Source organism: Thermohalobacter berrensis (genome assembly GCF_003609645.1).
Classification (GTDB): domain Bacteria; phylum Bacillota; class Clostridia; order Tissierellales; family Thermohalobacteraceae; genus Thermohalobacter; species Thermohalobacter berrensis.
This window is the reverse complement of sequence record NZ_MCIB01000007.1, coordinates 1-14,218: the sequence shown is the minus strand read 5'-3', so window position 1 is coordinate 14,218 and position 14,218 is coordinate 1. Positions and strand designations below refer to the sequence as shown.

Annotated in this window: 14 protein-coding genes; 1 reads left to right on the top strand and 13 read right to left on the bottom strand. The window is 28.8% G+C overall.

The window, feature by feature from the left end; all coding sequences use genetic code 11:
* Positions 1-16: 16 nt before the first annotated feature.
* A complete protein-coding gene (locus tag BET03_RS04905) occupies positions 17-604 on the bottom strand; it encodes a phosphatase PAP2 family protein (protein WP_279230348.1) in 588 nt (195 codons plus the stop codon).
* 349 nt (positions 605-953) lie between these two features.
* On the opposite strand from BET03_RS04905, the gene BET03_RS04900 reads away from it, so the two are divergent.
* Positions 954-1,850 (top strand): selenium metabolism-associated LysR family transcriptional regulator, encoded by an 897-nt coding sequence (locus BET03_RS04900; protein WP_120167902.1) that lies wholly within the window; start codon positions 954-956, stop codon positions 1,848-1,850.
* A gap of 100 nt (positions 1,851-1,950) precedes the next feature.
* Here BET03_RS04900 and BET03_RS04895 read toward each other — a convergent pair whose 3' ends face one another.
* The 12 genes from BET03_RS04895 to arcA all read right to left on the bottom strand — a co-directional run bounded on the left by BET03_RS04895 (position 1,951) and on the right by arcA (position 14,092).
* Positions 1,951-3,381, bottom strand: a complete 1,431-nt coding sequence (locus tag BET03_RS04895; protein ID WP_120167900.1) for an aminopeptidase — start codon at positions 3,379-3,381, stop codon at positions 1,951-1,953.
* A gap of 75 nt (positions 3,382-3,456) precedes the next feature.
* A complete protein-coding gene (locus tag BET03_RS04890) occupies positions 3,457-4,110 on the bottom strand; it encodes a response regulator (RefSeq protein WP_120167898.1) in 654 nt (217 codons plus the stop codon).
* Positions 4,103-5,275, bottom strand: coding sequence for a sensor histidine kinase (locus BET03_RS04885; RefSeq protein ID WP_120167896.1), 1,173 nt, complete (start codon positions 5,273-5,275; stop codon positions 4,103-4,105). The genes BET03_RS04890 and BET03_RS04885 overlap by 8 nt, the downstream gene beginning before the upstream one ends.
* Positions 5,276-5,293: 18 nt before the next feature.
* A complete protein-coding gene (locus BET03_RS04880) occupies positions 5,294-6,883 on the bottom strand; it encodes a stalk domain-containing protein (RefSeq protein WP_120167894.1) in 1,590 nt (529 codons plus the stop codon).
* A gap of 137 nt (positions 6,884-7,020) precedes the next feature.
* Positions 7,021-7,518 carry a hypothetical protein gene (locus BET03_RS04875; RefSeq protein WP_120167892.1) on the bottom strand — a complete coding sequence of 166 codons (498 nt, stop codon included), beginning with the start codon at positions 7,516-7,518 and terminating at the stop codon, positions 7,021-7,023.
* A 157-nt stretch (positions 7,519-7,675) separates the two neighbouring features.
* Positions 7,676-8,134, bottom strand: a complete 459-nt coding sequence (locus BET03_RS04870; protein ID WP_120167890.1) for a chemotaxis protein CheW — start codon at positions 8,132-8,134, stop codon at positions 7,676-7,678.
* 67 nt (positions 8,135-8,201) lie between these two features.
* Complete coding sequence (locus tag BET03_RS04865) at positions 8,202-8,375, bottom strand: DUF896 domain-containing protein (protein WP_120167888.1); 174 nt, start codon at positions 8,373-8,375, stop codon at positions 8,202-8,204.
* 30 nt (positions 8,376-8,405) lie between these two features.
* Entirely contained in the window at positions 8,406-8,960 is a 555-nt protein-coding gene (gene thpR, locus BET03_RS04860) for an RNA 2',3'-cyclic phosphodiesterase (RefSeq protein WP_120167886.1), read from the bottom strand.
* Positions 8,961-9,262: 302 nt separating this feature from the next.
* A complete protein-coding gene (gene arcC, locus BET03_RS04855) occupies positions 9,263-10,195 on the bottom strand; it encodes a carbamate kinase (RefSeq protein WP_120167884.1) in 933 nt (310 codons plus the stop codon).
* 25 nt (positions 10,196-10,220) lie between these two features.
* On the bottom strand, positions 10,221-11,705 hold the full coding sequence (locus BET03_RS04850) for a YfcC family protein (protein WP_120167882.1): 1,485 nt from the start codon (positions 11,703-11,705) through the stop codon (positions 10,221-10,223).
* Between the two features lie 116 nt (positions 11,706-11,821).
* Positions 11,822-12,814 (bottom strand): ornithine carbamoyltransferase, encoded by a 993-nt coding sequence (argF, locus tag BET03_RS04845; protein ID WP_120167880.1) that lies wholly within the window; start codon positions 12,812-12,814, stop codon positions 11,822-11,824.
* Positions 12,815-12,856: 42 nt separating this feature from the next.
* Positions 12,857-14,092 (bottom strand): arginine deiminase, encoded by a 1,236-nt coding sequence (arcA, locus tag BET03_RS04840; protein WP_120167878.1) that lies wholly within the window; start codon positions 14,090-14,092, stop codon positions 12,857-12,859.
* Between the last annotated feature and the right edge of the window lie 126 nt (positions 14,093-14,218).

The following is a 14,218-nucleotide window of genomic DNA, read 5'->3' as shown; positions in this document are numbered from 1 at the left end:
CTGGATATTTTTTTAGCTAAAATCTATCTTCTAGCAATCTTGATTTTATTGTTTTAATACTATAACCTTCATGTTTCTCATTATATATAAATTTAGTAGTAATTAAAGCTAAACTGTAAGCCCCAATAACATCAAGTATATAGTGTTGTTTTATCATTAGTGTAGATAGGATTACCATAACTATAAATAATAAAGAACTGTATTTAACCCATTTCTTTACTCCCTTTATATGAATAATAGCTTTATGTGTTAGTAGACTCTGAAGAACATGTATACTTGGAAATACATTAACAGGGTTATCATTAGAGTACACCATTTCAATAAGTTTTGAAAAAATATCTGTCCCTAATATTTCTGGTCTTATAACATAGGTAGGATATGTTATATAAATTACCATACATATTAACTTACTTAATATAACTCCTTTTGTATGTAATATAAAAAGTTTTTTATAGTAAAAAGCTAAATAAAATATAACAAACCAAATATATAAATACCATAAAATATAAGGGATAACCATCCATTTAATAAAGGGAATATAATTGTCAATAAAAATTTTTACTGAATGTATCTGTAGGTTTAGCCTATTAATCCATACATACATTATATTTAGCAATATTAGACATAAAAAAGCAAAAAAGTATCTTTTATCAAAATAATTTTTTTTCATGTTTTGTCTATCCTCCTTGCTATATACCTTAACAATTTTAAGATATCTTTAAATATTTTTCAAATATATTTTTCGAAAAAATTCTATTTATATACTTCTTAAATTGACAAAATCTCCTGTTTAAAATATTATAAAAAAGACTTCTATTAAAAAATAAAAGATTCTCAAAGTTGACTTTTTTGAAATACATAACAGAAATTATATTTTATCCACAATTTTTATTTGTTTATAATTTCCTATGTGTTATAAAAAAAGAAATTTATGTTTTGAAAGTGGTGATATTGTGGACTTCAGACAACTAGAGACTTTTGTAGAGGTAGCAAAGGCAAAGAGCTTCTCTGAAGCTGGAAAAAAACTCTATTTAACTCAACCAACAGTAACAAATCATATACAAAATTTAGAAAAGGAATTGGGAACATTACTTCTAAATCGATGTGGTAAAAAAGTATCTTTAACAGAAGCAGGCACAATACTTTTTAAGTACGCCATAGATATAATTAATATGCGTGATATGGCTCAATTTGATTTAGGAATGTATAAAGGAAAAATAGAAGGACACTTAAAAATCAGTTCTAGTTCAATTCCAAAACATTACGTTCTTCCATATATTCTAAAAGAATTTACTAAAAAATATCCACATGTAACATTTTCTTTAACTAGTAGAGATTCTAAGGATGTTGTTGAAAGTATTTTAAATAATTACACGGATTTTGGAATAATTGGTGCAAAATATGAATCTAGGCAATTAGAGTATATTGACCTAATTGAAGATAATATTGTTATTGTAACACCTAATAATGACAATTATCCATGGGAAATAGGTAAAAAATTAGATAAAGATTTTTTATTAAATCAAAATATTATAATGAGAGAAAAAGGGTCTGGAACTAGGTTGTTAGTGGAAAAAGTGTTTAAGGAAAATAATATTGACCTTAACTCTCTTAATATAAAGGCTTGTATTGAAGATATAGAAACAATAAAAAAATTTGTTGAATTAGACCTTGGTATTAGTTTTATTTCTGAAAGAGCTGTGAAAAAAGAAGTTAACCAAGGTATCTTAAAAACTTTTAAAATAAAAAATTTAAATTTATCTAGAAAATTTTATTTTGTTTATCATAAGAATAGACAACTATCCCCTCTTGCTAAAGCTTTTAAGGAATTTGTTATTGAGTACATATAAATCACAGGAACCGTCCCTTTGATTTTGATTCTTTGTATACATAAATCACAGGAACCGCCCCTTTGATTTACAATAAGAAAAGGGCCAAATTGGCCCTTTTTTATGCTATATAGAATGCTCTATATCCCTTATATGTCATATATACATCTGCTTTACTTACCAATTCATATGGGGCATGCATACTTAGAACTGGAACTCCACAATCAACAACTTCCATACCATAATTTGCAAGTATGTAAGCTATTGTTCCACCGCCACCTTGATCAACTTTTCCTAATTCTCCTATTTGCCAAATCACATCATTTTCATCAAATATTCTTCTTATCTCACTTATATACTCTGCATTAGCATCGTTACTTCCTGCTTTTCCCTTAACTCCAGTATATTTAACAAGTGTTATTCCTTTATTTATAAAAGGTGAATTTTGTTTATCTGAAACACTTGGATAATTTGGATCAAAAGCTGCTGATACATCACCTGATAATACCTTTGAATTAGATAATGCCCTTTTTGTTTTAATTTCACTGTAAGATTCCTCAGTTAATTCAATTAGTTCTGATACAATATTTTCGAAAAACTTAGAGTGCATACCTGTATTTCCATAACTACCTACCTCTTCTTTATCAACAAATAGGGCTACTGCTGTTTTATTTGGAGTTTCTTCTATATCTAACATAGCCTTTAATGAGGTAAATGCACAAACCCTATCATCATGTCCATGGGCTGATATTAAACTTCTGTCCATTCCAACATCTCTTGCTTTACCTGCTGGTACTAATTCAAATTCTGCTGTAGTTAAGTCATCTTCAGTTATTCCATATTTATCATTAAGAAGTTTTAAAACATTTAGTTTTATTTTTTCTTTTATTTCTTCATCATCATATGGAATACTACCAATTATTGCATTTAAACCTTCTCCTGTAATTCCTTCAGTCATTTTCTTTGTCATTTGATCTTTAGCAAGATGTGGTAATAGGTCTGTTATGAATAATACTGGGTCTTTTTCATCCTCACCAATTACAACATTTACTTTTTCTCCGTTTTTCTTAATTATAACTCCATGTAAAGCTAGAGGTAAAGAAACCCATTGATATTTTTTTATTCCTCCATAATAATGAGTTTTTAATAATGCTATTTCACTATCTTCATAAAGTGGGAATGGCTTAAGGTCAATTCTTGGTGCATCTATATGAGAACCTACTATATGCATTCCCTTTTGTATACTTTCCTTTCCAATTACAAACATTGCTACTGCTTTATCTTTATTGTTAGCATATATTTTCATTCCTGGCTTAACATCTATTTTCTTTTCAACTATTTCATCAATTGATATGTATCCATTTTCTTTGGCAATTCTTATTATTTCAGCAGCTGATTCCCTTTCGGTTTTTCCCTTATCTAAGAATTCCTTATATTCTTCAGCTAATTGAAAAATCTTTTCTTTTTCATCCTTATCAACTTTTTCCCATATATTATGCCATTTACGCGTCAGTTTTTCTTGTAATTTTTTCCCTTCTAATTTTTCAGTCATAGTATCCCTCCTAAAATCATTTTTCAGGAAAATGTTTTACATATATATTATATCCCAATAATTCCATTTCTTTCTTTATATTTTCTTAATATTATTTTTATATGCATATATAGCTGCTTGAATTCTATCACTAACATTTATCTTTTTGAAAATATTAGAAACATGATTTTTAACTGTTTTTTCACTAATAAATAGTCTTTGAGCAATTTCTCTGTTATTTAATCCTTCAGCAATTAAAGTTAATACTTCATATTCTCTCTTTGTTAATAAATCTCTAGTAGATTCCTTTGCCCTATCTCTACTATTAAATTCCTTTACTAACAAAGAAGCTAGACTTGGTTCGATATAAGATTTTCCTGAATATACATCCTTAATTGCTTTTACTAAACTGTCTGAATCTGAATCTTTTAAAACATATCCATCAGCACCAATATTAACAGTTTCAAATAAATACTCTCTATCATCATGGATTGTTAACATAACAATTTTCGAATCTATTCCCATATCTTTAAGTCTTCTTAGTGTTTCTATCCCATTTAATTCAGGCATATTTATATCAAGTAGAACTAAATCTGGCTTTAATTCTAAAGTTTTTTCAATTGCTTCATTACCATTAGAAGCTTGTCCTATTACTTCTATATCTTTTTCAAGACTTAAAATTTGTTCTAAGCCCTCCCTTACTAGTGAATGATCATCAGCAATTAAAACAGTTATTTTCTTATCAGTCATTAATATCATCCTTCCTATAAAGAGGTATTTTTATAATTATTTTTGTTCCTTTGCCTAGAAAAGAATTTATCTTCAGTTCTCCATTCATAAGTTCTGCCCTTTCTTTCATACCTAAAATACCAAATTTTTCACCTGAATTGTTATGTTGTTCTAATTCTTTATCTACATTAAAACCTATTCCATTATCTTTGACAATTATAATAATTTCATCATTTGATTTTTCTATCTTTATTATAGCACTGTTGGCTTTTGAGTGCTTTTTTATATTATTAAGTGCTTCTTGGATAATCCTAAATATTCCAATCTCAACTATAGACTCTTGTTTTTCATATTTGCCATATAGAATAACATCGACATTAATTCCTGTTTCTTTAGTAAAATTATATGCATAACGCTCAATTGTGGGTATAAGTCCTAAGTCATCAAGGGACATTGGTCTTAAATCATATATAATCTTTCTTACATCTCTAAGACTATTCCTTACTATGTCCTTTAAATTTTTAAGCTCTATTTTTGCTTTTTCCTCATCTAAAGCTAAAAGCTTTTCACAAATTTCTGCTTTTAATACTACATTTGCCATAGATTGTGCAGGACCATCATGAATATCCCTTGCTACTCTTTGTCTTTCCTCTTCTTGTGCTTGTAGTATCTTTATACCTAGTAACTGTTTTTTCTGCATATCTTCAATAGTTACTAGAATATCTTCAAGATTACCACTCAAATAATCCATTGCTACTCCCACCTGTGTTACTAGCCTTTCTGCCCTCTCTACAACATCTTTTGCATTTTTTAATCTTATTTCTAATTCTCTCCTCTTTTTTGCCATTTCCTTCTCTTGATGTCTTTTAAAAATTAGCTGTATCTGTAAATTATTTGCCTCTTCATATGCCTTTTTAATATCCTCTTCCGAATATTTTTTAAAATCCCTACTAACTATTAGCAATCTTTTCCTACTTTTTCTTTCTTCTAGTTCCAGCTTGTCTACTTCCTTAATAATGTCTTTTGTTTTTTCCTTTACATCTTCTAATTCGTTTCTAATCATATCGCATTCTTTTCTGGCATTTTCAGCTATTTCAAATATTTCTTCTTTACCCTTATTAATCGATTCTATTGTTTCTTTTAATATTTGGTCAATCTTATCTATTGTAAAATTTGATTTTGGCATAATAAAACACCTCTTATGCTAATTGTTCTTTTTTGATCTTATAAATATATCCTTATACTCACCATCCCACTTAACATTTAATCCAAAGGCTTCTGATATAAATCTTAATGGAGCGTAAGATTTATCTTCTTTTAATATTACACTTTTTCTCATCTCTTTGCTAATATTATCAACTAGTACTTTATTACTGTTTATCTTTAAAAATAACTCTTTATCAAACCCTTTAAGAGTTATAGATTTTTCTTTTCCATTCCAAGATACTTTAATACCTAAAAACTCACAATATTCCCTTAATGGCACCATAGTTACTCCTTCTGTTATAAAAGGAGAATTGTTTAAAAAAACCTCCATATTATTAAAGTATATATTCAATTCTTCTTTATTTTCTTGGTAATCAAACCTAAACTCACCATTACCTGTTGTAAATCCCCATTTTTTCGAAAAATCTTTTTCTTCTCCACTTTTATAAATTATTTTCCCTGCAATCTCCACACTATACTTTTGGTTTTTTTCTAATATTTTAGCTGGAATTATTATTATTTCTTTTTTTAATTTTTCATCCTCTTTTAAATATGGAGTATTATATAAATTTTCTTTATTGAGTTTTGGTACCAAAATATAAGACTTTACCTTTTTATCGTTAGTTTTTAAAAGGGCTTTATTTATTTTTACTGATTCAATATCCTTTCCAGAAACCAATAAAGTAATAGGATAACCCATTGGAGTTTCAGTTTCTTCAAATTCTCTTAAAGGATTAGGTGTTTCCTTGCCATCCCATTTAATTGGAACATTCCTTTGACCATCTGTTGGATAAGTGATAATTTTTTCTTCTATACTATTAAATTTAGGCGCACCTAAAACTAAAACATCTATAGAACTATTTTCATTACTACTAAAGCCATAGCCAATTTCTGTGAAAGCAGGATTTATAAGACTTAATCTATGATATATAGAATTCATCCAATCAATAATTGCTAATTGATGGGAGTTTATAAAATTAATTTCTTCATCAATAACTGGACTTGAATAGTTATAATATTTCACCCTGTCTAAAGGTTCTTCACCAATATAAAAGGGGTTTTCTTTATCATATTGATAATGTCCTGTATCCTTATTAGCCAACATATAATTACTATGCATTTTTGCTGCCATATTTAAGCTATCATTAAATCTAACCGGGGCTAATTTAAGGATTTTTCTATACTTATTCAATGTGTTCTTAATTTCTTCTATTTCACTTATTTTCTCAATTTTACGTAAAGCATCTTCATCTATTTCAAATTCAAAAGACTGCTTTATTTTTTTGCTATCATCTAATGTTACAATAATTGTAACATTGTGTTTTCCAGGGGATAATTCCTCTTCTGGAATATAACTTATTCTCTTTAATTTTCTATTATATACTCCTTTATATTTATTACCATCAATTAATATATCTACAGAAGTTATACTATTTTCTCCAAGCTTATCAAAATACCAAGTTATTGTAGGTTTTGATACACCAATTAATCCTTGAGGATAGGGTTGGTAATACCAAATATCTTCAGAAAATGCATAATTTGAAAAAACAACTATAAATATCATTAATAATAATATTTTAGTCCTCAATTTAACCACACTCCCATAATAAATATATATTCTATTTTTCAACAAATTATCCTGCAAATCACCTGAAATTTTTGTCGAATATTCTCAAATTTATATAAATAAAAAAAATACATCCATAAATTATGGATGTATTTTTTTTATTTATTTATCATATGTTCAATACTACTTATAAAATATTTTTTTCCTTTTTTTTCTAATTCAATATTCATATAATATTTTTCCTTGGTATCTTTATAAAGATAGGATATCTTCCATTCAGTTAAAGCTTTTACTTTAAGCTTTGAAGAACTCTTATTTATATTTAATAATTTATTAACTTTAACTTTGTGAATATAAGGATAATCTGTTTTCTTATCTTTATTTTTTTCTAAGAATTTTAAGTCTTCTGTTAAAATATTATTTGTTTCAATGGATTTTAATTTGTTTAGTATATTTTGAGAGTTATTAGTATAAAGTGCTTTATTGATAATTAACACTCTTTTATTTAACAAGTCTTCTATAACTTTGGAATAAATTAAACTATTATCTTTTTCACTTGAAGCTATTACTTCATTATTTGTTAAGGTAATTATTATTAAAGTTAAACATAAACATATAATTACAGGGATACAAGAGGTTTTTTTTGCGTTCTTCATAACTATCCTCCTAACCTAATGTTAATCTTTAACATTAAGTATAGAAAAACAGTTATGAAAATTTTAGTATTTATTGGAGAGTACAAATATTTTTTTCTTGACATAATCTTTCACTTTTTTTGAGATTAAAACCTATTCGACAATTATATTAAGCTTTCTATTCAAGATTCATATTCGCAATCTCTTCTTTTTCTTTATCTGATAATACTTTTTCTAAATCAATTAGGATTATTAATCTTTCATCTAATTTTCCTACCCCTGTAATATATCTTCTATCAATACCTGCAACGATCTCTGGAGCAGGATCTATATCTTTATCATCTATTCTAACAGTTTGAGATGCTTCATCTACTATAAATCCAACTTGCTTTTCTTTAAGAGTTATTACTATTATTCTTGTGTTATTATCTATTCCTGTATCTTCTAAATTAAATCTCTTTTTTAAGTTTATAACTGGAATAACTTCCCCTCTATAATTTATAATTCCTTCAACAAAACTTGGAGAATTAGGTACTTTTACACTTTTTTGATATGGTCCAATTTCTTTTACATTCATAATATCTATTCCGTATTCTTCTTCGTCTAATTTAAAAACAACATATTGTTTTTCACTCATAAATTTTCCTCCTTATCTAGAAAATACTAGCCATAATACTATATTCTACAATTTTTTTATTTATCCTTTAATTTTCTACAATTTCTATAGACTCTAATTGCTGTCTAAATGATTTTCTAAATGCTTTTAAATATTCTTCCCTTAATTTTTTTTGTTCTTTTTTTTCATCTTCTGTTAAACCTTCCTTTTTTGACTTTCTTGCTAAATAATTTATTCTGTCTAGTTTTTCTTTAGGTAGCATTTTTCCACTCCTTTCAAATAATCTACTAGATTAACCCTTAAGTTTATATTCAGCTATAGGTTCATAAATTCTTTTTCTATTAACTTGTTTACTTTCCATAAAAGTTATTTTGTCTAAAATAAAATCATAATCTAAATCTTCTGATATTATATTTTTAAGTTGACTAAATTCAGTATTAAATACTATATCTCTTCCAAGGGTAATATGTGGAGTATATCTTCTTTTTTCTTTAACAAAACCTATGCTATTCATTTTATTTTCAAGATCTAATTTTAAATCATATAAAGATTGTGTATCTCCATTTATACCTAACCACACAACTCTAAATTTATTTTTGCCTGGAAAATACCCTAAATTATCAAGTGAAAAATCTAAAGGAGAATAATTTTTAGAAAAATCATTTAATACTAACTTAATTCGATTAATCTCCTGTGGACTAATATTCCCTAAAAATTTTAATGTTAAATGAAAATTATCAACATAAACCCAACGGCCTTTTAATGAATATTCTCTAATTTTTTTCTGTATTTTTCCTAGCCTTTTCTTCAAATTATTATCAAAAGTCAAAGCGATAAATGTTCGCATATTCACACCCCATATACATTGTATATATTTTAATTTTAACTGTTTCAATATACTATTTCAATGTATATATTATCAAATACTTAATTCCAAGTAAAAGAATTTTTAACTAAATTTTTTTCTTAAGACCTTTTTATAAAAAAGTCTTCTATTAAAAATAGAAGATTCTAAAGGTTGACTTTTTTGAAACACATAACAAAAATTATATTTTATCCACAGTTTTTATTTGATTATAATTTCCTATGTGTTATAAAAAAAATTAGGCTAGAGATTTAAAACCTCTAGCCTTAAAGTTTATTAAAAATCTATTTTGTTATAAGGGTACCACTTTTACCCTCTATAGCTTCCTTTGCCTTTGATAATGCTGCTATTATAGCCTTTCTACCCTCTTTTGATTCAGCAAATTTAGAAGCAGCCTCAACCTTTGGAAGCATGCTACCAGCTGCAAAGTGTCCCTCTTCAATATATTTCTTAGCTTCTTCTGTTGTCATTTTAGCTAAATCTTTTTGATTTGGTTTACCAAAGTTTAGAGAAACCTTCTCAACCGCAGTCAATATTATAAAAATATCTGCATCTAAAATTTCTGCAATTTTTTCACTTGCAAAATCTTTATCTATTACAGCTGGGACACCTACTAAACTATTTCCTTTAGCTATTACTGGTATCCCTCCACCACCTACTGTTATTACAATATGACCATTTTCTACTAAAGTCTTAACAGTTTCTTTTTCAGCTACATCTACAGGTTTAGGTGATGGGACAACCCTTCTCCATCCTCTTCCTGAATCTTCTTTCATAATATATCCTTTTTCTTCTTCTAATTTTTTAGCTTCTTCTTCTGAATAGAAAGCACCTATTGGTTTTGTTGGATTTTCAAAAGCTGGATCATCTTCATTAACTATAACTTGTGTCACAACTGTAGCAACAGGAGTATTCATTTCTCTGTTTAAAAGTTCTTCCCTAATTGCATTCTGTAAGTGATAACCTATATACCCTTGACTCATTGCTCCACATTCAGGAAATGGCATTTCAGGAGTGCCTGCTCCATTATTACTTGCTGTTTCCATAGCTAAATTAATCATACCTACCTGTGGTCCATTTCCATGGGCAATAATAACTTCATTCCCACCTTGAATTAAATCAACTATCGGCTTTGCAGTATTTTTTACCAATTCTAACTGTTCTTTTGGAGTTTTTCCTAAGGCATTTCCTCCTAAAGCCACAACGATTCTACTCATTTTTATTACCTCCCGTTATATATAATTATAGTATTACCGCTAAACTCATAACTATCATAATCATTAAAGATACAATAACTAGTAATTTCCAAACATGTTTAAAATACTTTTCATATGGAACTTTAGCTAAAGCTAATGCTCCCATAATAACTCCACTTGTTGGAGTAAATAAATTTATAACTCCAGAAGCCGATTGATATGCAGTTATGACAATATCTCTTCCAACACCTGCAAAATCACCAAGTGGTGCCATAATTGGCATTGTTAATGTTGCAAGCCCTGAAGTTGAAGGAACTAAAAATGACATTGGTAAATAGAATAAATATGTTAAGTTAACAAAAGCTACTGAACCTAATCGTGCTAATGTCTCTTCTCCCCAGTTAAGTACTGTTGCAGTCATACCCCCATCATTCATCACTACTGTAATACCACGTGATACACCAATAATTAAAGCAACACCTAATAAATCTTTTGCTCCACTTACAAAACTGTCAATATATTCTTTTTCAGTCATTCCATATATTTTTGATATAATAAAGCTTGAAACTAAGAATAATAGTGTTATTTCACCAAACCACCAGTCACCAAGTGGTAATGGATTACCTAATAATTTTCCAATTACGGGAATACCTAAAATTGCATTATTTAAGCTTTCAAAGAATGTAATATTAAATTTCCATGCCCAAGGTATAACCCCTAAAATCATTACTATGAAAGTTGCACCAAATACCCATAAAACTGTCTTTCTCCTTTTTGTTAACTCTAAAACTTCTTCTTTTTCCTTATCACCTAAGAAATGTTTTTTATGTTCTTTTTCTAGATCAGCTACAATTGATTTAGAAGGATCTTTTCTAACCTTTTCGGCATATCTCATAACATATATGATCCCTATAGCTTCAGCTAAAACTAAAATAATAACTCTTAATATAATACCTTCACCAATTGAAATTCCAGCAAAACCTGATGCTATACCTGTAGCAAATGGATTAACTGTTGAGCCAAGAACTCCAAGTCCTGCTCCTAATGCAATAATCGATACAGCTGTTATAGCATCGTATCCTGCAGCAAGGATTACCGGAATAATTAAAGGATAAAAAGCTATTGTTTCTTCTGCCATACCATAAGTTGTACCACCTAAACCAAATAATATCATCAATATAGGTATCATCCATTTTTCTCTTCCCTCAAGTCTCCTAACAACATGTCCAATTCCAGCATCAATTGCTCCTGTCTTCATTACAATAGCTAAAAATCCCCCAATAACAAGTACAAATAATTCAATATCCATAGCATCATAAAAACCTTTTATTGGAGCATATAAAACTTCCCATAATCCTTGTGGATTTTGTTCTGCTCGTTCATAGGTTCCTGGAATTGGTTCCAATTTAGATGCATTAGGGTCAACATATTCATATTGACCTGCAGGAACAATCCAAGTTAAAATAGCTATTACAACAATAATGCTAAATAAAATAGTATAAGCTGTAGGCATTTTAAATCCTTTTCTCATGGTTTTAACTCCCCTTTTATCTTTCAAGTTATTACATCCATACTTTTAATTAGATAGCAGTGTACATGGGTAAAGAAATTATTATCCATGTACACTGCTATATTCTTTACATTAGTCTACTTTCCAATAGTGGCAACCATAACAGCTTTTATAGTATGCATTCTATTTTCAGCTTCATCAAATACTACTGAGTGCTTACTTTCAAATACCTCATCTGTTACCTCCATCTCTGCCAATCCATATTTTTGATATATCTCTTCTCCTATTACTGTATCTCTATTATGGAAGGCTGGTAAACAATGCATAAATATTACTTCATCGTCTGCCTTCTTTATCATATCCATATTTACTTGATATGGTTTTAATAGTTTTACTCTTCTTTCAAATTCCTCTTCTTCTCCCATTGATGCCCATACATCTGTATATATTGCATCTACTCCTGTTATCCCTTCATCTACTGAATCCGTTATTGTTATCTTTCCTCCTCTTTCCTTTGCCATTTCTTTTGCTTCTTTTACTAACTCTTCTTCTGGGAATAATTCCTTTGGTGCTACTATTCTAAAATCCATTCCCATCTTTGCTGCACCTATCATTAATGAATTGGCCATATTGTTTCTTCCATCTCCTACATACGCAAATTTAATCCCTTTTAAATATCCCTTATGTTCTTTTATTGTTAGTAGGTCTGCTAACACTTGTGTTGGATGGAATTTATCTGTTAATCCATTCCACACTGGTACTCCTGCATGCTTTGCTAACTGTTCTACTGTCTCATGCTTAAACCCTCTAAATTCTATTCCATCAAACATTCTTCCTAAGACTCTAGCTGTATCTGCTACTGTTTCCTTTTTACCTAGCTGGATATCTCCCTTTCCTAGATATTCTGGATGGGCTCCTTCATCTACTGCTGCTACTACAAAGGCACATCTTGTTCTTGTTGATGGCTTTTCAAATATTAATGCAATATTTTTACCCTCTAAGTTCTTTGGTCTTATACCTGCATACTTTAAACTTTTTAACTCCTGAGATAAATCAATTAAGTATTCAATTTCCTGTGGTGTAAAATCCTTTAATGTAAGTAAACTTCTTCCCTTTAGGTTAAATGCCATTTTATATTCCTCCTTTATTTTTTCTTTTTATATATAAGTTATTTATATGTCTTCCCTTACAAGGGGCATACTCATACATCTAGGACCTCCACGTCCCCTTGATAGCTCTGAGCCTGGAATTATATGGGTTTTTATTCCATGTTCTTGTAATATTTTATTTGTTACATAGTTCCTTGCATATACGACCACTTCACCTGGTGCAATAGCTAATGTATTTGATCCGTCATTCCACTGTTCCCTGGATGAATCTATTGGATCCCCACCAGCACATCTAATTAGAGTAACATTACTAAGTCCTAAATATTTCTTTAGAATATCCTCTAGGATAGCGTTTTCTTCCTTGATATTAATTTCACCATTATCTCCTTTAGTGATAGAATATACAGTTAAAGGACCTTCTATTTCTGGATGTATAGTAAATTTATCGTAATCTACCATTGTAAATACTGTATCTAAATGCATAAATGCTCTCTTTTTAGGTATGTTAAATGCCAGTATTGTTTCAAAAGTCTGACCATCTTTAAATATATTTCTAGCTAATTTCTCTACTGATATAGCATCTGTTCTTTCTGATATACCTACTGCTATTACTTTATCACTTAATACTAATTCATCTCCCCCTTCAAGGGACGATGTTTCGTCTCTATTAAACCAAATAGGTATGTTTTTATCCTTAAATCTTGGGTGATTTTCAAATATATATTTAGCAAAGATAGTTTCTCTATTTCTTGTTTCAGTTCTCATATGGTTTAACGTTATCCCAGTTCCTATAGTTGCAAATGGATCTCTTGTGAAATATAAGTTTGGCATAGGATCTACAACAAATGGATAATCATTATCAGCTAAATCAGCTAAAGACTTCATTTTTACATTTGAAAGCTCTTTCTTTCTTATCCCTTCCATTGCCTTTTGTATAAGTTCCTCATTTTTAAAATCAGACAAATATTTCCTTAGGGCTTGTCTTAAACCCTCACCATCAACATTGGCTTCATCAAGAAAATCTTCAATAAATCTTTCTCTTACTTCTTTTTCTTGAATAGCTTCTGATGCAAGTTCTTCAAGATATAAAACTTCTACACCGTTTTCCTTCAGTGTTTTAGCAAAATAATTATGTTCTTCTTGAGCTACTTTTAAATAAGGAATATCATCAAATAATAATCTCCCCATTAAATCCGGAGTTAAATTTTCTACTTCCTTTCCCGGTCTGTGTAGTAAAACCGTTTTCAATTTACCTATTTCAGATGTAACATACAATGGTGATTTTTTATTATCACTCAATTTAGGCCCCCCTTAATTATACACTCTTTATAAGATATATTTTTGTTAACCACCTTAGTGGTTATCCTCTTTAAGTCCGATTATATGCCATTGTTGGTTTTTTGTCAACTTTTTCTAAATGTATAT